The following is a 25,895-nucleotide window of genomic DNA, read 5'->3' on the forward strand; positions in this document are numbered from 1 at the left end:
GTCTGCGCCGCGTCAGTTCGCTCCTTGCTCCGCCATAGAATGACGAATGGACGGAGGGCTTTGCCAACCTAAAGGCCACGCTCCCCCGCATCTTCCCGCCGCCCAAGCCGCTTCTCCCATCCCTCCGCATGCACGTTGAGATAAGCGTTGGGATCGTAGGGATGCTGTCTGATCGCATCGATGTTGAGATCGATGCCGAGCCCCGGCGCATCCGGCAATGACAGATGGCCGTTGTCCGGATTGACCGTCGGGTGCCAGGTCACCAGATCGCGCGTCCACGGATCGTTGAAAGCATCGAAATGTTCCTGGATCAGGAAGTTCGGCACGGCCGCCGCAAGTTGCAGGCAGACCGCCGTCGCCACCGGCCCGCCGCTCTGGTGCGGCGCGATATGGCTGCCATGCGCGAAGGCCAGGTTGGCCACCTGCATGGACGGCGCGATGCCGCCGAGCGACATCGGCTCGGGCTGGAAGATGTTGACGCCGCCGCCCGCGGCCAGCGTGTAGAACTGGCCGACCGTGTCGTACATCTCGCCCGTGGCGACCGGGATCGGCGATCGGTGTGCCACCTCGTGCACCGTCTCCTGGCGGTCGCGCGAGGTCGGCTCCTCCCACCAGTAGATGTCGAGGTCGGCGAACCTCTGCGCCGCTTGCAGTGCGGCGATCTCGGTGAAGCGGGCATGCACGTCGATGAGGATCAGCGTGTCCTTGGGCAGATGATCGCGCAGCGTCCGGCAGATCGCATAGGACAGGTCCAGTTCCTCGCGCGAGATAAAACCCTGGGCGGTGCCGAACGGATCGAGCTTGAAGGCCTTGAACCCTTTTGCCAGCACAGCCTTCGCGGCCTCGAGGAAGGCCTCGGGCGTGCGCTCGGTCCTGTACCAGCCATTGGCATAGCCGAGCACGCTGTCGCGCACCTGGCCTCCGAGTAGCTGATGGATCGGCGCACCCAGGCTCTTGCCCAGAATGTCCCAGCACGCGACCTCGATGGCCGCGATGACGGTGCGGTGGATATGGCCGCCGTCCAGTGAGACACTGTCCAGCATGCGCTTGGCCAGCGCGTTGATGCGGCGTGGATCCTGGCCGACAGCGAGATGCCTCAACTCATGCACCCCGGCTTCGGTGGTCTTGATGAAACCGTTCAGCGTGCCTTCGCCGATGCCGTGGATGCCCTTGTCCGTATGCACCTTCACGAACAGCCAGTTCTTCCAGCCGGCGCCGACGGTGAAGGTTTCGATCTCGGTGATTTTCATGCCGGTCCTAGCCCAGATCCTTGATTGTCGTGACGATGGCCTGCGTCGTCAGGCCGTATTTCGCCTGCAGGGTCGGCACCGCGCCGCATTCGATATAGCGGTCCGGCAGGCCGATCCGGGTCACTGTCTTCGCAATGCCGCCGTCGAACAAGGTCTCGACGACAAGGCTGGCGAGGCCGCCCACCACGACGTGGTTCTCGGCGGTCACGACATGCCTGACAGCGGCGGCGAATTCCGCCACGGCCTCGGCGTCGAAAGGCTTGATGGTCGGCACGTGCAGCACGCCGGCCGAGATGCCCTGCTTCCGCAAGGCGTCGGCGGCATCCAGTGCCCGTTCGGTCATCAGGCCGGTCGCGATGATGCCGACATCGTTTCCCTCGCGCAGCCGGCGCGCCTTGCCGATCTGGAAGCGGTAGCCCGGTTCGAACACCACCGGCACGGCGCCGCGCAGCAACCGCATGTAGACCGGCCCCTTGTGCTCGGCGATCGCCTCCGTCGCGGCTTCGATCTCGGTCGCGTCGCAGGGATCGATGATGGTGAGGCCCGGAATCATGCGCATCAGGGCCAGGTCCTCGATCGCCTGGTGGGTGCCGCCATAGCCGGTCGTCAGGCCCGGCAGGCCGGCGACGATCTTGACGTCGAGGTTGGAATGGGCGAGCGCGATGGCGACGAAGTCAAAGGCGCGCCGTGTCGCGAACACGCCATAGGTGGTGGCGAACGGCACCTTGCCGGTGCGCGCCAGCCCGGCGGCCACGGCGACCAGGTTCTGCTCCGCCATGCCGACATTGAAGAAGCGTTCGGGAAACGCATCGCGAAACGGGTGGATGTCGGTGTACTTGCCGAGATCGGCGGTCAGCCCGACAATCTCGGGCCGGGTCTGGCCGAGCCGCGCCAGTGCCCTGCCGAACGGCGCTTCCACGCTGCCGCGTCCGCCGCCCACGGCCTCGTCCTGGCCCATGGCCAGCGTGCGGCCGGCCTCCATCGCCGCGCCGCTCATCGGGCGTCTCCCATGGTTTTCTCGAAGTCGGCAATGATGCCATCCCACTGCGCGACGTCGATGCGGAAGAAATGCGACTTCTCGGAGATTTCGATGCGCGGCACGCCCTTGCCTGGCAGCGTGCGCAGCACGATCGCCTTTGGCCTGCCGTTGCGCGCACGCGCTTGCGCCAGCGCCTCGACGATCGCCTTCATGTCGTTGCCGTCAATCTCGGAAGTCTGCCAGCCGAAGGCGCGCCATTTGTCGGCCACCGGTTCCATGTCGAGCACGACGGGGCCGTCGGCCTGGATGCCGTTGCAATCGACCAGCGCGACCAGCCCGTCGAGCCTGAAATGGCTGGCCGACATTGCCGCTTCCCAGGTCGAGCCTTCCTGCATCTCGCCGTCGGAAAGCTCGACGAAGACGCGCGCCTCGGAGCGGTCGACGCGCAGGCCGAGCGCCTGGCCGACGCCTTGCCCCAGCCCATGGCCGAGCGAGCCGCCGATGACCTCGACGCCGGGCGTGGTGTCGAGCGTCGACATTTCCAGCCGGCTGTTGTCGGCGCCGTAGGTGGTCAGTTCCTCGACCGGGATGATGCCGGCCTCGGCAAGTGCCGCCCACAGCGCGATGGAATAGTGCCCGGTCGAAAGCAGGAAGCGGTCGCGGTCGCGCCACGCCAGATTTTCCGGATCGTAGCGCAGTTCGTGGAAATAAAGCGCGGCAAGCGTGTCGGCGATGCCGAGGCCCTGGCCGATATAACCCTGGCCCTGGCCGCGCGCCATAGTCAGCATATGGCGGCGCAGCCGGCCCGCCTTGCGTTCGAGAGCGCCGATATCGGCGCTGCCGGGGGGAGAATTTCGCAGCATCGGATCAGTCCTTGTCTAGCCCGCCCGACATGTTGAGCCGCTCGGCGGTCATGTATTTGGGCGCATCGAGGCAGAGCCAGACGACAGCCTCCGCGACTTCGGAAATCTCGGCGCGGCGGCCAATCGGAATGCGGCGGGTGCGCTCGTCGAGGAAGGCCTGCAGATCGTTGCGGCCATTGGCGCGGGCGAGATCGACCTCGGTCGAACGCTGCATTTCTGTGTCCATCATGCCCGGCGCGAGGCTGTTGACCAGCACGCCATAGGGCGCCAGCGCAACCGCGGCGGCGCGGGTGATGGAATCGACGCCGGCCTTGCTTGCCGTGTAGGCGGTGTAGTCGGGCAGCGCCATGCGCGAGCCCGGAGAGGTGATGTTGATGATACGCCCCGAGCGTTGCTCGCGCATCACGCGTCCCGCAGCCTTGCAGGCCATGGCAAGCGCGGTGACGTTGAGCGCCAGCGTGCGCGTCCAGGCTTTGAAAGTGGCGTCGAGGAACGGCTCGATCACACCGTAGCCGGCATTGTTGACGAGGATGTCGATGCCGCCCCAGCGCGCGACCACTTTTTCGACCGCTGCTTCCGGCGCGCCTTCCCCGGTGAAATCGCTGACGATGCTCTCGCTTTCCGCGCCGCTCTCACCGATCTGCCTGATGGTCTCGGCCAATCCCTCGCCATTGATGTCGGTGACCGCGACAGCGCAGCCGCGCCGCGCCAGCTGCACCGCCACCTCGCGGCCGAGGCCGCCGGCGGCGCCGGTGACGAGTGCTCTTCGTGGCGTTGTGTCTTGTTTTTCGGCAGGCAAGCGAACACCCTCCCGGTGGCCATCTTGACGCGATTGATACCGGTACCATAAATGGCTGTCAACGGCGATGTGCTATTGTCCCGCCGATCGCATGGGTCCGCTGCAATGGGGAGAAGAAGATGAAAGTCGTCGCGCTCGAAACGCTGCAGCTGGCGGAGTTTCCATTCCTGTTCTGGCTGCGTATCCATACCGATGCGGGCATCATCGGCACCGGCGAGAGCTTCTGGGCGCCGGGACCGATTGCCTCCTACATCCACGACAATGTCGCGGCCTATCTCCTCGGCAAGGATCCCCGGAACATCGAACTGCATGACCGCACGCTGGGCAGCGTCTATGTCGGCGCGCGCGATTCCGGCGCCGAGGTCAGGGGCAACTCCGCCGTCAACATCGCGCTCTGGGACATTTATGGCCAGGCGCTTGGCGAGCCCGTCTGGCGGCTGCTTGGCGGGCGCACCCACACAAGCGTGCCGATCTACAACACTTGCGCCGGCTACAAACATGTCCGCGCGACGAAGAAAAACGCCCTGTTCGAGCGCGGCGAGGACTGGTCGCTGAAATCAGGCGATTCGAACGAAGGCCCTTACGAGGATCTTCTCGCCTGGCGCTACAACGCCGGCGACCTTGCCAGAAGCCTTCAGTCTGAAGGCATCAAGGCGATGAAAATCTGGCCGTTCGACATAGCGGCGGAAGCATCGAATGGCACCCGCATTTCGCTGGCCGATCTCGACAAGGCGCTCGAGCCGTTCCAGAAGATCCGCGATGCGGTCGGCCGCGACATGGAAATCATGGTCGAACTGCATGGTCTGTGGACCTTGCCGCCCGTCCTGCGCATCGCCGAGGCCCTGAAATCCTACGACGTCGCCTGGCTGGAGGAGCCGATCCGCTACAACGAACTCGATGCCATGGCCGAGCTCGCCCGCCACACGTCCATACCAATCGCCGCCAGCGAGCGGCTGGCCTCGCGGCAGATGTTCAAGCAGCTGATCGACAAGCGTGCGGCATCGGTCATCATGATCGATCTCGCCTGGTGCGGGGGTCTCTCCGAGGCGCGCAAGATCGCCAACATGGCCGAAGCCAGCGAGCTGCCGGTGACCTTGCACGACTGCACCGGGCCGATCGTCTATGCCGCCAGTTGCGCGCTCTCGGCGACCCTGCCCAACGTCAATTACCAGGAGGCCGTGCGCGCCTATTTCACCGGCTGGTACACCGAAATCGTCGCCGACATTCCGCCGGTAAAGGAAGGCCATGTCGCGCCGCTCGAAGGGCCGGGGCTGGGTCTCAGCCTGCGGCCGGAGCTGTTCCAACGGCCTGACGCGACCGTTCGGATGACCAGAATCTAGGCGCGCGACAACTCGATGCAGAGCCAGTAGACATTATGCTATTATAATCTATTATCCACCGAAGCGAGCGACCAACAAGCCCGCCGCCGGTGCCGATTGCTCCGGTGCGAATACGAACCAGGGAGGCCTCGGTGGCAGTTTCAGCGGCGCGGGCGCGCGACGATTTCAAGGGCGCTTCGAACCTGCCTGACAAGCAGGTTCTGCTCGATCTGTTCGAACGCATGGTGCTGCTGCGCCGCTTCGAAAGCATCGCCCAGATCGCCTGCCGCAAGGGCGAAACCCCCGGCTTCCTGCATCTCTATATCGGTGAGGAGGCGACGGGCGTCGGCGTCTGCGCGCATCTCAGGCCGACCGACTGGGTCACCTCGACCCATCGCGGCCACGGCCACGCGCTGGCCAAGGGCGCCGATCCCGGCCGGGTGATGGCCGAATTGTTCGGCAAGGCCGAAGGCATCTGCGGCGGCCGCGGCGGCACCATGCATCTCTATGACCGCTCGGTCGGCCTGTTCGGCACCAACGGCATCGTCGCCGCCGGCATCGGCCATGCCGTCGGTATCGGCATGAGCGCGCGCCAGCAGGGCCGCGACAACATCGGCGTCGCCTTTTTCGGCGATGGCGCCGCCAACCATGGCGGTTTCCACGAGGCGCTCAATTTCGCCGCCGTGCAGCGGGCGCCCGCGGTCTTCATCTGCGAGAACAATCTCTACGCCACCGCGACACCGCTGAAGTCGATCACGCTCAACCCGGAGATCGCTACCAAGGCGGCCTCCTACGGCATGCCCGGCGTGGCCGTCGACGGCAACGATGTCTTCGCCGTCTGGCTGGCCATGAAGGAAGCCACCGAGCGCGCCCGCGCCGGCAAAGGGCCGACGCTGATCGAGGCCAAGACCTACCGCACCGTCGGTCATCACGAGGGCGATCCCGTCATCGGCACCTACCGCACGCAGGAGGAGCTCGACGCCTGGATCAAGCGCGATCCGATCGACATGTTCCGCAAGAAGCTGATCGAGGACTATGGCATCGCCGACGCCGAGGCGCTCGCGGCAATAGAGGCGCGGATCGAAAGGGTGGTCGAGCAGGCGCTGGCCTTCGCCCGCAATTCGCCCGAGCCCGATCCCTCGACGGTGCGCCTGCATGTCTTCGCCGATCCGATCAATCCGCCCGCCGCGCTGCAGCCGCGCGCTGTCGGCGAAACCCGAACCCAGGGCTGGCTGGAGGCGGTTCGCGACGGCATCGCCGAAGAGATGCGCGCCAATCCGGCGATCCTCTATTTCGGCGAGGGCACGGGCGAGCGTGGCGGCAGCTTCGCCCACACCAAGAACCTCTGGCAGGAATTCGGCGCCGAGCGCATGGTCGACACCCCGATCTCCGAACAGGGCTTCACCGCCGCCGCCGTGGGCGCTTCCGCCACCGGCGCGCGCACCGTTTCGGACCTGATGTTCGCCGACTTCGCCTTCGAGACCGCCGGCCAGATTTTCCTGCAGGCGGCCAAGCTGCGCTACATGACCAGCGGCGTGATGAGCGCGCCGATGGTGGTGCGTGTCGGCGCCGGCGCATTGCGCAGCTCTGGCCCGCACCACAGTGGCATTTATCATCCTGTCTTCGCCCATATGCCGGGCCTGATCGTCTGCGTTCCCTCGACTCCGGCCGACGCCAAGGGTCTGATGAAGACCGCTCTCAGGGCCGGCGATCCCGTCATCATGCTGGAACCCAAGGCACTGTTCGCTTCGAAGGGCGAGGTGCCCTTGGGCGAGCATTTTGTCCCCTTCGGCGTCGCACGCATCGCCCGCGCCGGCACCGACATCACCATCGTCGCCGCCGGCCAGATGGTGCAGCGCGCGCTGGAAGCGGCCGAAGCACTGGCCGGCGAAGGCATCGAGGCCGAGGTGATCGACCCGCGCACCATCATGCCGCTCGACATCGACACGATCGTCGCCAGTGTCCGCAAGACGCATCGGCTGCTCATTGTCGACGAAGCCTGGGCCATGTGCGGCCTGGGCGGCGAAATCGCGCAGGCGATCAACGAACTGGCCTTCGACGAGCTCGACGCGCCGCCGGGAAGGCTGCATACGGCGCCGACCTCGCATCCCTTCGCGCCGGTGCTGGAGCGCGCCATGCTGGTCGATACCGCCCGCATCGCTCAGGGCGTTCGCGACGTCATTGCGGGCCGGCCGCCAGTGCCGGATCACTGGTACACGGTCGGCCTGAAAAGTGCTGCGCCGACCAAGCCTGTACCTGCCCCGGTCAAGCCGCAGCCCACCGCGCCGGCGCCTGTCGCTCCCGCCGGTGACGACGAGCCGATAACAATGCCGTTCGGCGATCTCACTGTCAGCGAGGGCACCGTCGTCAAATGGTTGAAGGCCGTTGGCGATGCGGTCAAGGAGGGCGAGTTGATCGCCGAGATCGAGACCGACAAGGCCGTGGTCGAGATCGAGGCGCCGATCAGCGGCAAGCTTGTCGCGATCGATCAGCCGGTCGGCGCGGTGGTGCCGATGGGCGGCCGCATCGGCGGCATCAAGAAATAATCCATTCTCCATTCAATTCGAAGGACCGGCATGAAGATCCTGTGCGCCAACTGGCAAGCCGCCGATGAGGCCGAACTCGAGCGCGAGCATTATCCTGAGGTCGAGTTCGTCCTCGCCCGCTCGACCAATGACAAGGCGGCCGATCTCGATCCCGCCGTCTGCGCGATGGTCGACGCCGTGATCAATTATTCGCCGACTCACAACGTCGCCGAGGCCCCGTCGGCCTTCCCCAGGGCAAGGATCGCCGTTCGCTCCGGCGTCGGTTTCGACAACATCGACACGGCGGGCTGGGGTGCGCGGAAAATTCCGGCCTGCAACGTGCCCGACTATGGCACGACCGAAGTCGCCGACCACGCGATCGGCCTGATGCTGGCACTGACGCGGGGCACGTCGGCCTATGGCGCGGCGCTTTCCGGCCACGGCGCCCTAGGCTGGCATTTTTCCAAGGCGCCGCTGGTGCGGCGGCACAAGGGCGCCACTTTCGGTATTGTCGGCCTTGGCCGCATCGGTCTGGCCGCCGCCCGCCGCGCCGCCGCCTTCGACATGAAGGTGGTGTTCTACGATCCGCACCTTCTGTCCGGCGTCGACCTGTCGACCGGCTATGAGCGGGTGCATTCATTGGCCGACTTGATGGGACGGGCTGATGTCGTCAGTGTCCACACGCCGCTCAGCGACGAGACGCGAAATTTGCTCGGCACGGCCGCCTTCGATGCCGCCAGGCCCGGCCTTGTCCTCATCAACACCGCGCGCGGGCCGATCGTCGATCTGGATGCGCTGGAGGCCGCCATGCGCAAGGGCATTGTCACGGGCGCCGGGCTGGACGTGCTACCGAATGAACCGGGCGATCTCGACCATCCACTGCTGGCGGCGTGGCGCCGCCGCGAGCCCTGGATCGCCGATCGCCTGATCGTCTCGCCGCACGCCGCCTTCTACAGCCCGGCATCGATGCGCGACCTCAGGCTGAAATCGATCGAGGTCGTCCATGCCTACCTTGCCGAGGGCCGGCTGACCAACTGCGTCAATTCAGAGTTCCTTAAATGAATGCCGCCGTTGCACGGGCGGGGCGCTTCGCGGCCTCTCCCTATGCCCGCCGGCTGGCGCGGGACCGCGCGCTTCCGCTGGAAACCCTTCGCGGCAGCGGCCCGGGCGGGCGCATCCTGGCCGCGGACGTGCTGGGCTTCGTTGTGGCCGCTGCTCCCGCCGGCGCGCCCGGGATCGTCGCTCCCGTGGCGCCGGCCGTCGCCGCGACCCGCATCGTATCCTTCGCGGCGTCGATTGCGCTCGGCCCGCTGAAGGATCTGCTGGCGGTGCTTGAGAGTTCAGGGCATCGCTTCGATGTCGAGGACGTGCTGCTGCGCGCGGCCGGCCAGGCATCTGCTGAAACACTGGATGCCAGCTCCCAGGGCGCTGTAGCCCTCGAACTGGGCTCTGGGCAGATCATGTTCGAGAGGGTCGCCTCTCTGCCCATGTCGTCGCTTCGCGCGCAGCGTCTTGCGGCCCTGGCGCAGGGTCGTGACGACGCCGCGAGCCCGGCAAGGCTGTCGCTGCGGCTCCTTCCCGCAAGCGACATCCGGCCGGTGACCATGCCGCTTCTGCCGGGTCGCGCCATGCGCCTCGCCGTATGCGTGGCATTGGCTGGCGATTGCGCCGAGTGCCTGCTCACGGCGGATGCGGCAAGCATTGACGAGGCGGCGGCAGGCGCGTGGCTTTCGGGGCTGAAGTCGGCGGTCGAGCACCCGCTACGGCTCTTCGTCTGAGACGGTTGATGGCTGTAGTCATTGCCTAGCCTCGGCCCCAGGAAGCTATTATAAAAGCTTCGACAAGAGGCGCGACGAGGCACATGGACCACTCCGTTCCCACCATAGACAGTCTTCCCCGGCGCACGCTCGGTCGCGCCAACGGCCCGCTCTACCGTCAGCTCGCCGATATCCTGCGCGAACCGATCGGCAACGGCACGTTTCCGGTCGGCGGCGAACTGCCGAAGGAAGCCACGATCGCCGAGCATTTCGGCGTCAGTCTCATCACCGTGCGCCAGGCGTTGCGCGATCTCGAGGCCGATGGCCTGATCCGGAAGCGCTCGGCCAAGCCGGCGGTGGTTGCGGCGCGCAGTCCTTCGGTCAATCTGAGCTGGAAGTTCAAGAACTTCGCCGACATGGCGGCCTTTACCAAGGATGCGCAACTGACGGTGAAATCCTATCGCAAGGAGGTCTCTCCCGTGCTCCAGCGCCATTTCGGCATGGGCAAGGACGAGTCCGGCTATTGCCTGCGCAGCGTGCTGTCGATCGGCGAGCAGCGCAAGGCGCAGATCACCACCTATTTTCCGCCCGACATCGGCGCTCGCCTGAAGCGCGAGGATTTCTCGGACGTGCTGATCTTCCGTTCGGTGCAGAAACATCTCGGGCTGCGGCTCGATGTGGCGCATGTCACCGTGCGCGCCGAAATCGCCGACGAGGCGGTTGCCGCCGACCTCGGCATCGCGCTCGGCAGCCCGGTGCTGACGGTGGAGATGCTCTACCAGTCGGCCGACCAGCGCAGCATCGAGTTCTCCGTCGCCCGCCACCCGGCCGACATCTTCAGCATCACCTACGACGCGCCCAACGACCTGTCCTGAGGCCTGCCGCAGGCGGCATTTTCTAACGCGGGTCGCATAGACAGGCGCATAAAATTATAATAGCATGATAGCTAGGCTGAAATGCTGGCCATGAGGAAGCCGCCGGGGAGGAAATCCGGCGGGTCAGGCTCGCGGACGCAGCCTCGGGGGAATGTCTGGTCAAATTGACATTCGCAATTGGTACCGGTATCAATTTGCCGTCTTCATCCGATCAAGGCGGCGCAGTCCGTCACCGGCTGAAAGGAAACACTGGGAGGAAGACCATGAAATTAAGGAGCTTGAGCGCCTGCTTCGTGGCGCTTGCCGGGGTCGCGATCTCGATGGGTGCGATGCCTGGCCACACCGCGACGCAAAAACCTTACCTCATCTATCTCTCCAACAATTTCGTCGGCAATGACTGGCGCCAGCAGATGGAACGCGTCGCCAATGTCGCCGTCGACAAGGGGCCGCTGAAAGGCCGCGTCGATCTCAAGATTGAAAACGCCGAGAACACCGTCCAGGCGCAGATCAACTCGCTGAACAACATCATCCGCCAGAAACCGGCCGCCATCCTGATCGATGCGTCGTCGGCGGAAGCGCTGAACCCGACCATCAAGAAGGCCTGCGACGCCGGCATCATCGTCGTCAGCTTCGACCAGACCGTCTCGGCCGAATGCGCCTACAAGATGCATTCGGATTTCGACATCATGGCCAACAACCAGGCGGAATGGATGGCCTCCATCCTCGGCGGCAAAGGCAAGGTGCTGATGGATCGCGGCCTTGCCGGCGCGCCAATCTCCGAACAGTTCGAAAAGAATTTCGGCGCTGTCCTGAAGAAATATCCGGGCATCGAGATCGTCGGCTATTTCAACGGCAACTATGCCGCCGGCCCCGAACAGGAAGGGGTGGCCAGCTTGCTTGCCGCGCACCCCGAAGTCGACGGCATCTTCTCGCAGGGCTACGGCACCGGCGCCATCAAGGCATTGCAGAATGCCGACCGGCCGATGGTGCCGATCGTCGCCGCCGCCTTCAACGGCACCGGCGTCACCTGTGCCGAGACCAAGGGGGCGAAATGCTGGCTCGGCGCCAATCCGCCCTCGCTGTCGGCCGAGGCGATCAAGCTCGCGGTCGACATCCTCGACACCGGCAAGAAGCCCGCCGACACCACCGTGCTGTTCAACTCGCCCGGCCTGACCACGGACATGGTCGATGCCAAATACGCGCCGAATTCGTCGGCGGTGAAGATCGAACTCGGCAAGACCGTGTTCCCGGATCTGGCGCCGGGACTGTCCTTGCCTGTGTCGCCGAGCTGGGTGGAAATAACGCCGAAGGAGGCGTCGGGCAGCTGAGATTTTGAGTGCCGGCGCGGTCCTGGCGCCACTGTTTCGAAACGAAAATGGGAGGAGAAAATCATGAAAAAACTGAGCCGTAACATCGGTCTTGCAGCACTTGCCGCAACCATGATGGCGGTCGGCATGCAGGCCGGCCATGCCGAGGACAAGAAGCCCTACACCATCTATCTCTCGAACAACTTCGTCGGCAATGACTGGCGCCAGCAGATGGAGCGTGTCGCCACCGTCTCGGTCAACAAAGGGCCATTGAAAGGCCGCGTCGACCTCAAGATCGAAAATGTCGAGAACACCGTCCAGGCGCAGATCAACTCGCTGAACAACATCATCCGCCAGAAGCCGGACGCCATCCTCGTCGACGCCGGCTCGGATTCCGCCCTCAACCCGACGATCAAGAAGGCCTGCGACGCCGGCATCGTCGTCATCTCGTTCGACCAGGTGGTGACCGAGCCCTGCGCGCTGGCCGTCGCTTCCGACTGGGATCGCATCCCCTCCGTGATGGCCGAATGGATGGCGACGCAGCTTGGCGGCAAGGGCAACATCATCCTGGACCGCGGCCTTGCAGGTGCGCCGATCTCGGCGCAGCTGCAGGGCGGCTATGAGAAGGTGCTGGCCAAGTATCCCGACATCAAGATCGTCGGCTATTATAACGGCAACTATGCGCTCGGGCCGGAGCAGTCCGGTGTCGCTGCCTTGCTTGCAGCCAACCCGAAGATCGATGGCATCATGACGCAAGGCTATGGCTCGGGCGCCATCCAGGCACTGAAGGATGCCGGCCGGCCGATCGTCCCGGTGGTCGGCTTCTCCTACAATGTCGCCGCCGTCACCTGCGCGCAGACGCAAGGCGCCAAGTGCATTCTCGGCTCGAACCCGGCCTATCTCTCCTCCGAAGCGATCAAGCTGGCGGTCGACATTCTCGACACGGGCAAAAAGCCGGCCGAACGCTCCGTTTCGGTCAAGGGCGACTTCGTCACCACCGATCCCTTCGAGTCCAAGCTCTATCCCGGCACCAAGATGATCAAGATCGCGATCGGCGAGAATGCCTTCCCCGATCAGGCGCCGGGCCTGACGCTGCCGATCACGCCCGACTGGGTCGAGATCACCGCTGCGGAAGCCGCCGGCTCGAAGTAACATCCGATACCACGACCCTGTCTCCCGGCATCGCAAGATGTCGGGAGAGCTTTTCGAAGGTGCATCCATGGATCTCGTCACCGTCAAGGGCTTGTCCAAACGCTATGGCGGCATCGTTGCGCTGAGCGACGCGACATTCAGCGCCCGCGCCGGCGAGGTGCACGCGCTGCTTGGCGAGAATGGCGCGGGAAAAAGCACGTTCATCCAGATTCTGTCGGGCGCGGTGCGGCACGATGGCGGGTCGATCCTCGTCGACGGGCAGGACTATCGCCCCGCCAATCCGGACGCCGCCCAGGCACGCGGCATCGCCGCCGTGTTCCAGGAGCTTTCCCTGATCCCTGATCTCAGCGTCGAGCAGAACATCTGGTTCCGCCACGAGCCGCGGACATGGCTTGGCACCGTCAATCGCGGCGAGATGCGGCGCAAGACGCTGGCGCTGCTGGAGAAATACAACTTTCCAGCGCTCCGTCCCGACCGCGAACTGCGCCGGCTGACGCTGGCCGAGCGGCAGATCGTCGAGATCGCCAAGGGGCTGGCCAAGGACCCGCGCATCCTCATCCTGGACGAGGCGACCTCTGCGCTGCCCGCTCGTGAAGCCGACTGGCTGTTGAAACTGACCCGGCAACTCGCCGCCGAAGGCAGGCTGGTCATCTTCATCTCGCACCGCATGGCCGAGGTCCGCGCCATCGCCGACCGGCTGACCATTTTCCGCAACGGCGCCACCGTCGCCGCGCACGATGCCAATGCCGTGTCCGACAACGAGATCGTCGCCCAGATGATCGGCCGGCATCTCGACCGTCTCTATCCCGAGCGCGTGCCGACCGCGACCGATCGCATCGCGCTCCGAGTAAATAACTTCTCCAGCGGCAGCCGCCTGTCGGCGGTCGATTTCGCGCTTCGCGAGGGCGAGGTGCTCGGTGTCGGTGGCCTGCAGGGGCATGGCCAACGTGAATTGTTCCAGGCGCTGTTCGGTGCCGCGCGGGCGGCCGGCACGGTCGAACTCTGGGGCAAGCCTGTCTCGATCGGCAATCCGCGCCAGGCGCTGATCGGCAGGGATGGCATCGCGCTGGTGCCCGAGGATCGGCGCGGCCAGGGGTTGTTGCTGACCAAGAGTGTGCGTGAGAACCTGACCCTGTCCGTCATCAACCGGTTTACCGAAAACGGTTTGCTAAGCCGGCAAAAGGAATCTGACATGGTCAAGGAAATGGTCGACTTCCTGCGCATCAAGGCAGGCACCCCGGAACAGCTGGCAGGTACGCTGTCCGGCGGTAACCAGCAGAAGGTCATCTTCGGCAAGATGCTGCTCACCCAGGCGCGCGTGCTGTTGCTTTACGACCCGACGCGCGGCGTCGATGTCGGCACCAAGGGAGAGATCTTTCAGCTGATGCGCGACCTCGCGGCGAAAGGCTATGCGATCCTGTTCCACTCCAGCGACATGCCTGAGCTTGTCCATGTCGCCGACCGTGTGATGGTGATGCGCAACGGCCGCATCGCCGCGACGCTGGAGGGCGAGCATATCTCGGAGGAGGGAATCCTGCGTGCCGCCATGCTTGAAACCAGGGCGGCTTGAGGCATGGTGATGACCGTTGAGCGAACCGCCGAGATGGCGCAAAGGCCGGCCGAAGTGAAGTCCGTCAACCCCGGCATCGACTGGCGTGGCCGCGCGCTCGACCGCGCGCCTTTCCTGGTCGCATGCCTGATGCTGGCCCTGATCGTCGCCATCTACGGCAGTCTGCAATCCGGCGTCTTCACGCTCGACGAACTCAACCTCGACACGGCGGCGGCGATGACGCTGATGCTGGCGGCGACCGGCCAGACCATCGTCTTGGTGCGGGGTGGCATCGACCTGTCGATCGGTGGCATGATCAGCCTCGGCACGGTGATCGCCGCGACACGCTTCACTGACGATCCTTCGACGACGGCATTGTGGGCGCTGGCGATCCTGGCGCTGGGCTTCGGCATCGGCGCGCTCAACGGCCTGCTGATCTCGCTGCTCAAGCTGCAGCCTTTCCTGGTCACGCTCGCCACCTGGTCGATCCTCAACGGCGTCGCCATGATTATCCTGCCGACCGACGGCGGCAGCATTCCCTCCTGGTGGGTCGGCTTTGCCTCCGCGCAATTCATCGGCCTGACCAGTCCGGTCTGGATGCTGCTGGCGCTGCTGCTGTTCTGGTGGTGGTTCCACGCGACAAGGGTCGGCATCACCATCCAGGCGTCGGGCTCGAACGAGAAATCCGCCTTCCTGTCCGGGGTGTCGATCACCCGCGTCAATCTCGTCACCTACGGCCTGTCCGGCCTGTTCGCGGCCGGCGCGGCGCTGTTTCTGGTGACGCAGACCGGCGCCGGATCGCCGACCATCGGCAAGGACTACATCCTGCCTTCGGTAGCGGCCGCGGTCATCGGCGGCGTCAGCCTGTTCGGCGGCCGCGGTCATCTCGCCGGAACGCTGATCGGCGCCTTCGTGCTCACGCTGATCGGCAATCTGGTCTTCGTGCTGCACGTATCGAGCTACTGGCAGCCGGTCGCTTCCGGCGTCATCCTGCTGCTCTCGGTGCTGGCGAGTTCCATCGCCGAGAAAGCCGCGAGGAGCCGCGTCCAATGAGTGCTTTCCTCACCCGCAATCGCCTCATCGTGCTCGCCTATGCCGGCATGGTCGTGCTGCTCCTGGTCACCGCGCTGTTTTCGCCGGGCTTCCTGTCCGTCTCCAACATGCGCTCCACCGTGGTGCTCGCCGCCTTTGTCGGCATCGTCGCGCTCGGCCAGACCTTCGTCATCATCGGCGGCGGCATCGACCTCTCCGTGCCATGGGTGCTGAATTCGGCGGCGATCATCATGGCGTTGCTGTGCGGCGGCCAGGATCTGCCGCTGATCTGGGTGATGCCGCTGCTGCTCGCCGGCGGCGCCGTCATCGGGTTGGTCAATGGCGTCGGCGTCGCCCGTTTCGGCGTGCCGCCGATCATCATGACCCTGGCCACCAACGTCATCCTGCAGGGCCTAATCCTGGTGCTGACCGGCGGCTCGCCGACGCCGTCCGCGCCGGCGCTGATCCAGTTCCTGTCCGTCGGCCGCATCGGGGGCTTCCCGGTCATTGCGCTGATCTGGCTGGCGCTGACGCTGGTGGCGACGCTGCTGCTCTCGAAGGCCGCGTTCGGCCGCCATCTCTATGCGCTCGGCACCAGCGCCACCGTCGCCGAGTTTTCCGGCGTGCCGACCGCGCGCACAACCATCCTCACCTATGTCGCCTCGGGCCTCACCGCCGCTTTCGCCGGCATGCTTCTGACCGGTTATTCCGGCCAGGCCTATCTCGGCATGGGCGATGCCTATCTGTTCACCTCGATCGCTGCGGTCGCCATCGGCGGGGCCTCGATCCTCGGTGGCAGCGGCCACTATCTCGGCACGGTTGCCGGCGCCATGGTGCTGACCATCCTGACCGGCCTGCTGCCGGCGCTCAATTTGTCGAGCGGCGCGCTGCTCATCGTCTATGGCGCTGTCATACTGCTCACCGTCTCGATCGGCAGCGAGGCCTTCGCCGGCCTTGGCGGCCGGCTGCGCAGGAATTGAACGGAGGGGAAATGGTCGAGATCACCTGTGTCGTCAATGCCGGCGCCGAACTTGGCGAAGGCACGCTCTGGGACCCCAAGGCGGGCGTGCTCTGGTGGATCGACATCTGGAAGAAGCTGATCCACCGCTACGATCCGGCGACCGGCAAGGACGAGGTTTTCGAGACACCGCATTATCTCGGTTGCCTCGGCCTGCGCGAAAAGGGCGGCCTGGTGCTGACCATGACCGACGGCTTTCATTTCTTCGATCCGGCAACGGGGAGGTTCGACGCGATCGTCGACCCGGAAGCGCATATGCCGAAAACCCGCTTCAACGACGGCAAGCCGGACCGCCAGGGCCGCTTCTGGTCCGGCTCGATGTTCGAGGTACCGGGCCAGCCGATCGAGTTCATCGGCGCGCTCTATCGCCTCGATCCCGATCTTTCGGTGCACAAGATGATCGACGGCATCGGTTGTTCCAACGGGCTCGCCTGGAGCCCGGATTCCAGAACCATGTACTTCTCCGACAGCCATGCCGGCGCGGTGTGGGCCTATGATTTCGATGCGGCCACGGGAGATATCGAGAACCGCCGCACCTTCATCGACATGACGGTGACCGGCGGCGTCGCCGACGGTGCTACGGTCGACGCCGAAGGCTGCTACTGGGTAACCATCCCGGTGACCAGCAAGGTCTGTCGCTACGACCCTCAGGGCAAGCTGATGCAGACCGTGCTGCTGCCGACCGACCTGCCGACCTGCTGCGAATTCGGCGGCAAGGACCTCGACATCCTCTACGTCACCTCGGCGGTGCTCAAGCGCCCGGCCAGCCACTTCGTCGGCCAGAAGAACCCGGGCGGCCTGTTCGCGCTCGATGTCGGCGTCAAGGGCCTGACGCTCCCCGCCTTCAAGGGATAGCGCGTCGTTCAGACCGCTGACACTGCCAGCGGCGCTTCGATCTTGAGCGTCGTTCCGGAAGCGAAACGACGCTCAAGATAGCCGGCATAGAGCGACAGCGGCCAGCACAGCGCGAAGTAGATCAGCGACACGGTGCCGAACACCATGACCGGCTGGAAGGTCACGGTGTTGACTTGTGTGGCGGCGCGCGCCAGCTCGGTCAGTCCGATCAGCGAGGCGATGGATGTCGTCTTCACGATCTGCACCATGAAGCCGACCGTCGGCGGCAGCATCAGCCGCACTGCCTGCGGGATGATCACCAGGCGCAGCGTCCGGACAAAACGAAAGCCGAGTGCGGTAGACGCCTCCCATTGTCCCTTCGGGATAGCCTCGATGGCGCCGCGAAAGATTTCGCCGAAGAAGGCGCCGCCATTGAGCGAGAAAGTGACGGCCGCGGCCACCCACGGGTCTGGCCGGTAGCCCAGCAGGGACGAGCCGTAATAGGCCATGAACAACTGGATCAGGATCGGCGTGCCCATGAAGAACTGGATGTAGGCGGCGGCGAGCCAGCGCAGCGGCCGCGCCGGCGCCACGCGAATCGCCGCCACGATGAGGCCGATCAGGCCGCCGCCGGCGAAGCCGACCAGCGCCAAAAGGACCGTCCATCGTGTGGCCAGTAGCAGGAACATCAGTTCGTTGGGGCCGAAATCGCGCAGACTCATGGGTTAGACTTTCCAGCGGAACATGAGCTTGCCGATGCCGGCGAAGAGCAGGCTGGCGGCCTGCACGAGCACGAAATAGATGAGGGCGATGACGATATAGACCTCGAAGCTGCGGAAGGTCTGCATGACGAGGTTGTTGGCGACCGCCGTCAGCTCTTCGGCCGCGATCGCGCCGACGATCGAGGTGCCCATGATCTGCAGGATGAACTGCGCCGACAGCGACGGGTAGACTGCGCGTGCCGCCGGCACCAGCACGACATGGCGGATGATGCGATAGCGGCTGAGGCCGAGCGACTTGGCGGCCTCGATCTGCCCTTCCGGAATGGCCTCTATGCCGGCCCGCAGGATCTCGGTGGCATAGGCGCCGAGATGGATCGACAGCGCAACGATGGCAGCCGTGTTGCTCGACAATTTGAAGCCGAACAGCGGCAGGGAGAAGAACACGAAATAGAGCTGGATCAAGAGCGGCGTGTTGCGGATCAGCTCGACATAGCAGGCGATGAGCCACGACAGGAAGCGTGGCCCGAAGCTGCGCCCGACAGCGCCGAGGATACCGATCAAAGTGCCGAACAGGATCGACAGCGCCGCCAGCTGGATGGTCTTCTCCAGCCCGCGAAGCAAGAGGTCGAGATGCACCAGGACCGGGCCGAATTGCAGGGCGGTTTGCATTGATATCCCGTCACGAGGTCAGGGAAACGGGGCCGACACGATGCCGGTCCCGCCTTGGGGTGAGGAGATCAGAACACCGGCAACGCCGGCAGCGGCTGGTTGCGATACTTCATCGACAGGGCGTCGAGCGTGCCATCCGTCTTCATGGTGAACAGCCAGGTGTTGATCCACTGGCGCAGATTGTCGTTGCCCTTGGCCACGCCGATGCCGAAATAGAAGGTCTTCAGCACGTATTTCTGTTCGAAAGCGTCGCCGTTCTGAGCCCTCTTCAGATAGATTTCGCCATAGTCGCCGCCGCCCATGGCGTCGATCTGGCCGGAGATCATGGCCTGCATCAGCGCTGGCTGGTCGTCGAAACGCAGAATCTCGATGCCTGGATTGGCCGCAACCGCGGCGGTCAGCAACGCGTCGGGGGCAGTGCCGCGCGTCAGCCCCACCTTCTTGCCGACCAGGTCGGCATTGCCCTTGATCTGCATGCTCTTTGGCGCGATCACCACCGCCGACTGGCCGGCATAGGGGATCGAGAAGTCGATCTGGATGGCGCGTTCCGGTGTGATCGAGAAGATCGAGATCACCGCGTCGACCTGCTTGGTCAGCAGCGCCGGGATCCGGCCCGGCGACGTCACGGTGACGAATTCCACCGGCACGCCGAGCGCTTCGCCCATCTTGTTGGCGACCTCGATGTCGAAGCCGGCCGGCTTCAGATTGGCGTCCAGAAAGGCATAGGGCGGCGTGGTGGTATCGATGGCGACGACCAGTTTGCCGCGCGAGATGATGTCGTCAACCGATTGCGCCGAGGCGCTCAAGGGCAGCAACGACAGGACCAGGACCAGGCCGGCGAGCAATGCGCCGGCCTCCTTCAAGAAATTCCGCATGTTTTCCTCCCCATGCATCTTTCGGCACGCCTTCCCCTCGGCATCGTTGGCGCGAGGCGCGGACCGCCCGACGATGCACGGCAAGACTTCTGTCTCGCCTGCTGGGTTCCTCCCAATATAATTATAATATTATAATCTTTATAGCTTGTCTACAAGCCGAACATGGACGAGCCGACCGGGACTCCTGGCAGGGAATTGGCGGCTTGAAGCATGGCGAAACCGACAAGGTCGCGCCATGCTGTGAAACCAGTTAGAACACCGGCAGCACCGGCAGTGGCTGGTTGCGGTATTTCATCGACAGTGTGTCGAGCGTGCCGTCGGTCTTCATGGTGAATAGCCAGGTGTTGATCCACTGGCGCAGATTGTCGTTGCCCTTGGCCACGCCAATGCCGAAGTAGAAGGTCTTCAGCACGTATTTCTGTTCGAAGGCGTCGCCGTTCTGCGCCTTCTTCAGATAGATCTCGCCATAGTCGCCGCCGCCCATGGCGTCGATCTGGCCCGACACCATCGCCTGCAGCAGCGAGGAATAGTCGTCGAAGCGCAGGATCTCGATGCCCGGATTGGCCTCGGCGGCCTTGGTCAGCAATCCATCCTCGCCGGTGCCGCGCGTCAGGCCGACCTTCTTGCCGACGAGATCGGCGACGCCCTTGATACCAGTGCTTTTCGGCGCGATCACCACCGCTGACTGGCCGGCATAGGGGATCGAGAAGTCGATCTGGATGGCGCGCGCCGGCGTGATCGAGAAGATCGAGATCACCGCGTCGACCTGCTTGGTCAGCAGCGCCGGAATGCGGCCGGGCGAGGTGACCGTGACGAACTCGACCGGCACACCCAGTGCTTCGCCCATCTTGTTGGCGACCTCGATGTCGAAGCCGGTCGGCTTCAGATTGGCGTCGAGAAAGCCGTAGGGCGGCGTCGTGGTGTCGATGGCGATCACCAATTTGCCGCGTGCGATGATATCTTCGACCGATTGCGCCGAGGCGATGGACGGCGCCAACATCGAAAGCGCCAGCACGATGCCGGCCAGCAGGGCGCCGGCCCCTCTCAGGAAAGTCCGCATGTTTTCCTCCCATGCATTTCTGGCGCCTCGCTTCCTTGTCGCCGGTGCGGGGCGCGCTCGCCGTCCGACGATCTGAAAACTGCTCTCGCTCGCCCGCATCCCTTGAAAACCGGGGAATGGAGCGCATCCTCCGCGAGTTATAATGGTATGCTATTATAATGTTTAATGCCTGTCCACCGGCGCTTCGGCAGGAATCCTCAAGCCGCTGTGATACCGGTACCATTATTTTGGATATCGCGCCCGGCGTCAAGCGCGGCGGGTCGATTCCCAGGCGTGCGACATGGCAACGCCGGATTGCACCGCGCCTGGAGGCAGAGCGTTCGGGCCCTGTTGCCGGATCATCGAAAGCCGCGTCCGAGGCCGCAAGGCATCGAGCCGCTTGCTCTTCGCCGCTACCGGCGGCTCTGGCTCGCTGCGCGGCGCACGCTATGCAGCAGGACGGCCAGACAGCCGACCAGCAGCAGCACGCCGCCAAGCAGAGGCGGCAGCGCCAGCAGCTTCACCGCCGCCGTGATGGCCGCCACCAGCACCAGCGCCAGCAGCGCCAGATTGCCGTCATCGACGAACATGCCGAAGAATTCCTTGGCGATGAGACGAATGACGGTCATCGGGCGAGCCCTCCGGCAGCGCTGGGATAGGTGCCGCGCAGCCAGCGCACCATGGCAAAGGCAGCGAGCGCGACGATGGCGAAGATGGCGAGCAGGGCAAGATCAGCACCCGGCCACTCCGCGCCGATGCCTTCGCCGGTCCAGAAGATGCCGAAGCTGGTCAGCATCAGCCCGACCACGAATTTGAGCGCGTTCTCCGGTACGCGAGCCAGCGGCCGGTGGACGGCGAGGCCGACAAGCATCACCAGCACGAAAGCCGCCAGCGCGCCCATGCTGGCGTAAAATGTCTGCTCATGCGCGGCGCCGACCGCAATGACGATGAACACCACCTCGACGCCCTCGAGCAGGACTGCCTTGAAGGAGGCCAATCCCGCAAGGTAGTCCGCGCGGCGATCGTTGGCCTGCTGGTGCAGGGCGGCCGTTTCCTTGGAAAAGGCGGCGTCCTCGTCATGCAGGGCAATGACGCCGACGCTGCGCAGGATGGCCTTCCGCAGCCAGCGCATGCCGAACAGAATAAGCAGCACCCCGACGACGAACTGCAGCGTCGTGATGGGGATGAGCGCCAGCAGCGGCCCGAATGCCAGCACCAGGGCCGCCAGCACCGCGAGCGCCAGGGCCGCGCCCGTCAGGGCCGGACGCCAGCTGCGCGTCACACCGACGGCGAGCACGATGGTGAAGGCTTCGACGACCTCGACGAAGGAGGCCAGAAACGCCGCCGTGACCGTCGAGAGGATGGGTGTCAGTGTCTGCATGAAGGCTTCCTGTATCGTCTTGTTGGAGCATGATCTCTTTGGGCGCTCATTTCCACCCCGCCGTCAGGGCTTAGGCTCAAGCGCTGAGCACCACGCAGCGTTCCGGCGGCAGCGAGAAGGCAAGCGAGGCGCCGACCGGCGGCGCCTCCGGCCAGTCGAGACGGACGCGTTGCGGCCCGAGATCGACCGCCAGCCGCCAGCATCGCCCCTGGAAGGCGCTCGACAGCACCCGGCCGCGCAGGCGGCTGTCAGGATAGGCCTCGGCCGGGCGCGCATCCTCCGGCCGGATGACCAGCATGCCGGCGCCGGACGGCGCGCCCGGCGTACGCACGCTTTCAGCGTCGCCCTCGGTGATCCGGAATCGTTCCTCGTGCACCTGGCCGCGAACGATCGAGAAGCCGCCGATGAAGCTTGCCACGAAGGAATCGGCCGGCGCCTCATAGACGGCGCGTGGCGTGTCGAACTGGACGATCTCGCCCGCCCGCATGATGGCGATGCGGTCGGAGACCGCCATCGCCTCGGCCTGGTCATGCGTCACATAGACGACGGTGATGGCTTCGCGGCGCACCAGTTCCATCATCTCGATGCGCATGTCCTCGCGCAATGCCGCGTCCAGATTGCTCAGCGGCTCGTCGAACAGCATCAACGCCGGGCGCGCCGCCAGGCAGCGCGCGATGGCCACGCGCTGCTGCTGGCCGCCGGACAATTCGGTGGGGTAGCGGTCGCGATAGGGGGACAGGCGGGTGACGTCGAGCGCATGGCCGAGGCGCTGGGCGATGTCGCGATCCGAAAGCCGCTGTGAGCGCAGGCCGAAAGCCAGATTGCCGGCGACCGTCATGTGCGGCCACAGCGCATAGTCCTGAAAGACCATGCCGATGCGCCGTCTTTCAGGAGGAACGGCAGTCGTCTCGCTCCACACCACGCGGCCGTCCAGTGTGATCGACCCTTTCTCGGGCTCGACCAGCCCGGCAATGATGCGCAGCAGCGTCGTCTTGCCCGATCCGCTGGCGCCGAGAAGCGACACCACCTCGCCGGCCTCGATCCTCAGATCGAGGTCGTTCAGGACGGGGCGGCCGCCGAGCGACTTGCGGATGCCGGCGCAATGCAGCGAAGCGGTCATGACTGGGTTCCCGTCCGGGCGGTCCGGTTGGCGTGCGCATCGATGGCTCCGGCGCGTCGATGCGGTTTGATGAACCGTTGCAGCGGATACCAGACCAGGGCCGCACCGATGCCGGCGGCCGCCATAGCGGTCAGCGCGATGGCCGATGCCAGCCCGTCGCGATCGTGACTGAACAGCTTCAGGATCAGCGTCGGTGCCGGCGGTCCGCTTTGCGGGATGAGCATCTGAGACATGGGCAGTTCGAACACGGTGCGGATGAATGTCAGCAGGAAGGCCGTCGCCACGCTGAGCAGAACCAGCGGCAAGGTGATGGCAAGCAACCTCCGCATCGTGCCGACGCCATGCAGGCGCGCCGCGTCGGTCAGGCTGGGAGCGAGCTGACCGATCGCCGAAAGGATCACCACAAGGCAATAGGGCAGGGCCGCGGCGACATAGCCCATGACCAGCAGGGAGCCGTCGCCATAATGGGGGAATGGCCAGTCGCGGAAGCCCGGCAGCCGGTTCCAGACCAGAATGTATCCAAAGCCGAGGACGATGCCCGGTATCGCCACCGCTCCCAGCGACAGCCCGATGACGGCCGTTCGCAGCACGGGGCTGGCGCGGTCGAGCCGCGCCGACAGGACGAGGGCCAGCGCACTGGTGATCAGCGCCGTCAACGCCGCGTAGGACAGGCTGCGCAGCAGCCCGTCATTGGCGGCCGTGTTCGTGCCGAGCGCCGCCGCCATATTGGCCGAGGTGAAGTTGCTCCAGGCAAGCCCTTGGCCGAGTGTCCGCGTCAGGGCGCGCGCGGCGATGGCGGCGAGCGGCAGCGCGAGCGCGAGGAAGGCGATGCCAAGCGCCGCCGCCATGGCCAACCAGCGCCACCGGCCAAGATTGTAGAGCCGCGCCGGCCTGGCGCGGCCGGAGATCAGGCGCGGGTCGGCACGGCGCCGCAACAGCCGGTCCGCCACGACCACGAGCAGGACGAGGCTGAGCAGCACCAGCGCCTGCGCGCCGGCGGCGGGAAAGTCGACGGGATAATCGCTGGCAGCGGCATAGATGCCGTAGGTCAACACGCCGAAGTCCGACATTCTGGCGATCGTCGAGGCCAGGCCGAAATCGGACAGCACCTCGGCGAAAGTGGCGATGAAGCTTAGGGCGATGGCCGGCGCCAGCAGCGGGCCGTTGATGCGCAGCCATATTCTAAGCGGCGCCGCACCAGACAGCCGCGCGGCATCTTCCAGCTCGCTGCCAAGTCCGGCCAGCGCGCTGCCGATGATGAAGCTTGCCAGTGGAAACAGGCTGAGTGTGTGCACGAACACCAGTCCGCTCAGTCCGAAGAATGACGCGCCAAGCCATGCGGGAAGCAGCCCCAACTGCGCCAGGTAACCGCCGGACGACATCAGCAGCACCCAGGCCAGCGCCTTCAGATAGGATGGCGTCAGGAAGACCAGCCACGGCACGGTCGAAATGGCCCATCGCAGCGGGATATCGCAACGCTGGACAAGGATCGCGAAGGCGCCGCCCACCACGGTCGTGGTGCAGGCGACGAGCATGCCGAGTTGGAGCGAATGCAGGACCGAGGCCGCGACATGTGGCGAATTGAAGACACGCGCCAGGGGTTCGAGGCTCAAGGTGCTGTCGGCATCCTGCGCTGCGAACAGGCCTGGGACGACCGCCTGGACCAGCACCAGCGCAAGCGGCAATCCGATCAGCAGGGCGAAAACGGCGTAGATGGCAATCGGGCCGCTGGCGTGGACGAGCGCCGGCAGCGCCCCTCGCAGCGGCCCTCTTGCGACGCCGGCGTAGCGGGCAACAGCCGCGGCGCCGGTATGCGGGAAGATCGTCATGGCCTGAACAGCCTGAGCTCCGACAGCCGGGTCACTGGACGAAATTGTCCTTGTACCATTGCTTCCATTCGGCCTCGTGGGCGGAGGCCACGGCATCGTCGAGATGCGTGTAGGCGATGCTGGTCTCGCGGCCGGGCTTGGCGTTGACACCCTTGATGACCGGGATAAAGAAAAAGTCGGTGTCGTCGCCGTTCTGCATGGCGGCCTGCCCTTCGGCGCTGGTGACGAAATCGATGAATTTCTCCGCCGCATCCATATGCTTGGTCTTGGCGCTGATGCCGAGGCCTTGCGGCAGCGATACCGAGCCTTCGCTCGGGTAGACGGCGACGACAGGTTCGCCGGCGGCGATCTTCGAGAAGATGGCGCTGTCCTGGTTGATGCCGACGGCAGCGTCGCCGGTCAGCACCGCCTTGTTCACCTTGCCGCCGCTCGACAGGCCCGACAGCGTCTTGTTGGTCAACGTCTTCGTCAGCAGCGCCTTGCCGGCGTCAAGGCCGTTGGTCTGGAAGAAGCCGGCCAGCCATTGATAGGCGGGCCCCGACAGGTTGGGATCCTTGGCCGCCACGGCGCCGGCGAAGGACTGGAGATCGGCCCAGGACTTGGGCATCTTGTCGGCCGGCACTTTCTTGGTGTTGACCTCGATTGCCGTGGTGCTGGTTCCGGTCGGCAGGAAGGCATGGCTTTGCGGGATCAGCGATTTGCCGAGATCGGTGAAGGCCACCTTGTCGAAGGCGGCGGCCGGGATCGGCTGCAGCACATGGTCGGCCGCCATGCGCTCCATCACGGCGGAGCCGTCGAGCCAGACGATGTCGAATTGCGGATTGCTGCCTTCGGCGGCGATCTTGCCCAGCGTCTCGCCGGTGCTGCCGGGTTCGACGACATCAACAGTAAGAGCCTGAATCAAAAAGAATGGTTTGATATCAAGCTCTTGCGAGCCTGCGTGTGAGCAGGCGAATGTGGGCGACGTATATCCAGGCTTCTGCAGAAGCGATGGATTTCTC

At 65.1% G+C, this 25,895-nt stretch carries 24 protein-coding genes; 11 read left to right on the top strand and 13 right to left on the bottom strand.

The features are described 5' to 3' along the window. Nucleotides 1-68 precede the first annotated feature (68 nt). From FFS37_RS13835 to FFS37_RS13850, 4 genes are read right to left on the bottom strand one after another with little or no spacing between them, the layout of a single operon-like run. A complete protein-coding gene (locus tag FFS37_RS13835; protein WP_137931506.1) occupies nt 69-1,250 on the bottom strand; it encodes a mandelate racemase/muconate lactonizing enzyme family protein in 1,182 nt (393 codons plus the stop codon). A 7-nt stretch (nt 1,251-1,257) separates the two neighbouring features. After that, the gene (locus tag FFS37_RS13840) at nt 1,258-2,247 is read right to left on the bottom strand and encodes a transketolase family protein (RefSeq protein ID WP_137931507.1); all 990 of its coding nucleotides are present in this window, start codon (nt 2,245-2,247) and stop codon (nt 1,258-1,260) included. Next, nucleotides 2,244-3,092: a transketolase gene (locus tag FFS37_RS13845; RefSeq protein WP_137931508.1), complete on the bottom strand. Its 849-nt coding sequence runs from the start codon at nt 3,090-3,092 to the stop codon at nt 2,244-2,246. Before FFS37_RS13845 ends, FFS37_RS13840 begins: the two co-directional genes overlap by 4 nt. Nucleotides 3,093-3,096: 4 nt before the next feature. After that, nucleotides 3,097-3,891, bottom strand: coding sequence for an SDR family NAD(P)-dependent oxidoreductase (locus tag FFS37_RS13850; RefSeq protein ID WP_137931509.1), 795 nt, complete (start codon nt 3,889-3,891; stop codon nt 3,097-3,099). Nucleotides 3,892-4,010: 119 nt separating this feature from the next. Between FFS37_RS13850 and FFS37_RS13855 the strand changes: the two genes are divergently transcribed. The 11 genes from FFS37_RS13855 (at nt 4,011) to FFS37_RS13905 (ending at nt 17,280) form a co-directional block, all read left to right on the top strand. Beyond that, a complete protein-coding gene (locus tag FFS37_RS13855; RefSeq protein ID WP_137931510.1) occupies nt 4,011-5,231 on the top strand; it encodes a mandelate racemase/muconate lactonizing enzyme family protein in 1,221 nt (406 codons plus the stop codon). Nucleotides 5,232-5,362: 131 nt separating this feature from the next. Beyond that, nucleotides 5,363-7,756 (top strand): thiamine pyrophosphate-dependent enzyme, encoded by a 2,394-nt coding sequence (locus FFS37_RS13860; RefSeq protein ID WP_137931511.1) that lies wholly within the window; start codon nt 5,363-5,365, stop codon nt 7,754-7,756. Between the two features lie 30 nt (nt 7,757-7,786). Continuing rightward, nucleotides 7,787-8,797, top strand: coding sequence for a C-terminal binding protein (locus FFS37_RS13865; RefSeq protein WP_137931512.1), 1,011 nt, complete (start codon nt 7,787-7,789; stop codon nt 8,795-8,797). Continuing rightward, a complete protein-coding gene (locus FFS37_RS13870) occupies nt 8,794-9,513 on the top strand; it encodes an E3 binding domain-containing protein (protein WP_137931513.1) in 720 nt (239 codons plus the stop codon). The genes FFS37_RS13865 and FFS37_RS13870 overlap by 4 nt, the downstream gene beginning before the upstream one ends. 83 nt (nt 9,514-9,596) lie before the next feature. Beyond that, entirely contained in the window at nt 9,597-10,367 is a 771-nt protein-coding gene (locus FFS37_RS13875; RefSeq protein ID WP_137931514.1) for a GntR family transcriptional regulator, read from the top strand. Nucleotides 10,368-10,630: 263 nt separating this feature from the next. Then, nucleotides 10,631-11,695, top strand: a complete 1,065-nt coding sequence (locus FFS37_RS13880) for a substrate-binding domain-containing protein (protein WP_232375646.1) — start codon at nt 10,631-10,633, stop codon at nt 11,693-11,695. Between the two features lie 63 nt (nt 11,696-11,758). After that, on the top strand, nt 11,759-12,826 hold the full coding sequence (locus tag FFS37_RS13885) for a substrate-binding domain-containing protein (RefSeq protein ID WP_137931515.1): 1,068 nt from the start codon (nt 11,759-11,761) through the stop codon (nt 12,824-12,826). 67 nt (nt 12,827-12,893) lie between these two features. Continuing rightward, the gene (locus FFS37_RS13890; RefSeq protein WP_232375647.1) at nt 12,894-14,396 is read left to right on the top strand and encodes a sugar ABC transporter ATP-binding protein; all 1,503 of its coding nucleotides are present in this window, start codon (nt 12,894-12,896) and stop codon (nt 14,394-14,396) included. 9 nt (nt 14,397-14,405) lie between these two features. Beyond that, the gene (locus FFS37_RS13895; protein WP_232375648.1) at nt 14,406-15,428 is read left to right on the top strand and encodes an ABC transporter permease; all 1,023 of its coding nucleotides are present in this window, start codon (nt 14,406-14,408) and stop codon (nt 15,426-15,428) included. Beyond that, entirely contained in the window at nt 15,425-16,387 is a 963-nt protein-coding gene (locus FFS37_RS13900; RefSeq protein WP_137931518.1) for an ABC transporter permease, read from the top strand. The genes FFS37_RS13895 and FFS37_RS13900 overlap by 4 nt, the downstream gene beginning before the upstream one ends. A gap of 11 nt (nt 16,388-16,398) precedes the next feature. Then, nucleotides 16,399-17,280, top strand: coding sequence for an SMP-30/gluconolactonase/LRE family protein (locus FFS37_RS13905; RefSeq protein ID WP_137931519.1), 882 nt, complete (start codon nt 16,399-16,401; stop codon nt 17,278-17,280). Between the two features lie 8 nt (nt 17,281-17,288). On the opposite strand, the gene FFS37_RS13910 is transcribed toward FFS37_RS13905, so the two are convergent. The 9 genes from FFS37_RS13910 to FFS37_RS13950 form a co-directional block, all read right to left on the bottom strand. Further along, complete coding sequence (locus tag FFS37_RS13910) at nt 17,289-17,981, bottom strand: amino acid ABC transporter permease (protein ID WP_137931520.1); 693 nt, start codon at nt 17,979-17,981, stop codon at nt 17,289-17,291. A gap of 3 nt (nt 17,982-17,984) precedes the next feature. Then, the gene (locus FFS37_RS13915) at nt 17,985-18,650 is read right to left on the bottom strand and encodes an amino acid ABC transporter permease (protein WP_137931521.1); all 666 of its coding nucleotides are present in this window, start codon (nt 18,648-18,650) and stop codon (nt 17,985-17,987) included. A gap of 68 nt (nt 18,651-18,718) precedes the next feature. Continuing rightward, nucleotides 18,719-19,525, bottom strand: coding sequence for a transporter substrate-binding domain-containing protein (locus tag FFS37_RS13920; RefSeq protein WP_137931522.1), 807 nt, complete (start codon nt 19,523-19,525; stop codon nt 18,719-18,721). 250 nt (nt 19,526-19,775) lie between these two features. Next, nucleotides 19,776-20,585, bottom strand: a complete 810-nt coding sequence (locus FFS37_RS13925) for a transporter substrate-binding domain-containing protein (RefSeq protein ID WP_137931523.1) — start codon at nt 20,583-20,585, stop codon at nt 19,776-19,778. Nucleotides 20,586-20,977: 392 nt separating this feature from the next. Then, nucleotides 20,978-21,193: a hypothetical protein gene (locus tag FFS37_RS13930; RefSeq protein ID WP_137931524.1), complete on the bottom strand. Its 216-nt coding sequence runs from the start codon at nt 21,191-21,193 to the stop codon at nt 20,978-20,980. Further along, nucleotides 21,190-21,945 carry a COG4280 domain-containing protein gene (locus FFS37_RS13935; protein ID WP_137931525.1) on the bottom strand — a complete coding sequence of 252 codons (756 nt, stop codon included), beginning with the start codon at nt 21,943-21,945 and terminating at the stop codon, nt 21,190-21,192. The genes FFS37_RS13930 and FFS37_RS13935 overlap by 4 nt, the downstream gene beginning before the upstream one ends. Before the next feature lie 76 nt (nt 21,946-22,021). Then, complete coding sequence (locus FFS37_RS13940) at nt 22,022-23,065, bottom strand: ABC transporter ATP-binding protein (protein WP_137931526.1); 1,044 nt, start codon at nt 23,063-23,065, stop codon at nt 22,022-22,024. Beyond that, nucleotides 23,062-24,894, bottom strand: a complete 1,833-nt coding sequence (locus FFS37_RS13945) for an ABC transporter permease (RefSeq protein ID WP_171026270.1) — start codon at nt 24,892-24,894, stop codon at nt 23,062-23,064. Before FFS37_RS13945 ends, FFS37_RS13940 begins: the two co-directional genes overlap by 4 nt. Before the next feature lie 31 nt (nt 24,895-24,925). After that, on the bottom strand, nt 24,926-25,798 hold the full coding sequence (locus tag FFS37_RS13950) for an ABC transporter substrate-binding protein (protein WP_171026271.1): 873 nt from the start codon (nt 25,796-25,798) through the stop codon (nt 24,926-24,928). Nucleotides 25,799-25,895: the final 97 nt, after the last annotated feature.

The sequence above is a fragment of the Mesorhizobium comanense genome, from assembly GCF_005503535.1.
GTDB classification, from domain to species: Bacteria; Pseudomonadota; Alphaproteobacteria; order Rhizobiales; family Rhizobiaceae; genus Mesorhizobium; species Mesorhizobium comanense.

Bases quoted from the DNA above. Each gene is read 5' to 3' on its own strand.
- FFS37_RS13920 (WP_137931522.1), bottom strand. From the start codon at position 19,525: ATGCGGAATTTCTTGAAGGAGGCCGGCGCATTGCTCGCCGGCCTGGTC.
- FFS37_RS13845 (WP_137931508.1), bottom strand. From the start codon at position 3,092: ATGCTGCGAAATTCTCCCCCCGGCAGCGCCGATATCGGCGCTCTCGAA.
- FFS37_RS13945 (WP_171026270.1), bottom strand. From the start codon at position 24,894: ATGACGATCTTCCCGCATACCGGCGCCGCGGCTGTTGCCCGCTACGCC.
- FFS37_RS13885 (WP_137931515.1), top strand. From the start codon at position 11,759: ATGAAAAAACTGAGCCGTAACATCGGTCTTGCAGCACTTGCCGCAACC.
- FFS37_RS13905 (WP_137931519.1), top strand. From the start codon at position 16,399: ATGGTCGAGATCACCTGTGTCGTCAATGCCGGCGCCGAACTTGGCGAA.
- FFS37_RS13895 (WP_232375648.1), top strand. From the start codon at position 14,406: ATGACCGTTGAGCGAACCGCCGAGATGGCGCAAAGGCCGGCCGAAGTG.
- FFS37_RS13835 (WP_137931506.1), bottom strand. From the start codon at position 1,250: ATGAAAATCACCGAGATCGAAACCTTCACCGTCGGCGCCGGCTGGAAG.
- FFS37_RS13940 (WP_137931526.1), bottom strand. From the start codon at position 23,065: ATGACCGCTTCGCTGCATTGCGCCGGCATCCGCAAGTCGCTCGGCGGC.
- FFS37_RS13890 (WP_232375647.1), top strand. From the start codon at position 12,894: ATGGATCTCGTCACCGTCAAGGGCTTGTCCAAACGCTATGGCGGCATC.
- FFS37_RS13870 (WP_137931513.1), top strand. From the start codon at position 8,794: ATGAATGCCGCCGTTGCACGGGCGGGGCGCTTCGCGGCCTCTCCCTAT.
- FFS37_RS13865 (WP_137931512.1), top strand. From the start codon at position 7,787: ATGAAGATCCTGTGCGCCAACTGGCAAGCCGCCGATGAGGCCGAACTC.
- FFS37_RS13840 (WP_137931507.1), bottom strand. From the start codon at position 2,247: ATGAGCGGCGCGGCGATGGAGGCCGGCCGCACGCTGGCCATGGGCCAG.
- FFS37_RS13915 (WP_137931521.1), bottom strand. From the start codon at position 18,650: ATGCAAACCGCCCTGCAATTCGGCCCGGTCCTGGTGCATCTCGACCTC.
- FFS37_RS13930 (WP_137931524.1), bottom strand. From the start codon at position 21,193: ATGACCGTCATTCGTCTCATCGCCAAGGAATTCTTCGGCATGTTCGTC.
- FFS37_RS13880 (WP_232375646.1), top strand. From the start codon at position 10,631: ATGAAATTAAGGAGCTTGAGCGCCTGCTTCGTGGCGCTTGCCGGGGTC.
- FFS37_RS13935 (WP_137931525.1), bottom strand. From the start codon at position 21,945: ATGCAGACACTGACACCCATCCTCTCGACGGTCACGGCGGCGTTTCTG.
- FFS37_RS13875 (WP_137931514.1), top strand. From the start codon at position 9,597: ATGGACCACTCCGTTCCCACCATAGACAGTCTTCCCCGGCGCACGCTC.
- FFS37_RS13900 (WP_137931518.1), top strand. From the start codon at position 15,425: ATGAGTGCTTTCCTCACCCGCAATCGCCTCATCGTGCTCGCCTATGCC.
- FFS37_RS13855 (WP_137931510.1), top strand. From the start codon at position 4,011: ATGAAAGTCGTCGCGCTCGAAACGCTGCAGCTGGCGGAGTTTCCATTC.
- FFS37_RS13910 (WP_137931520.1), bottom strand. From the start codon at position 17,981: ATGAGTCTGCGCGATTTCGGCCCCAACGAACTGATGTTCCTGCTACTG.
- FFS37_RS13925 (WP_137931523.1), bottom strand. From the start codon at position 20,585: ATGCGGACTTTCCTGAGAGGGGCCGGCGCCCTGCTGGCCGGCATCGTG.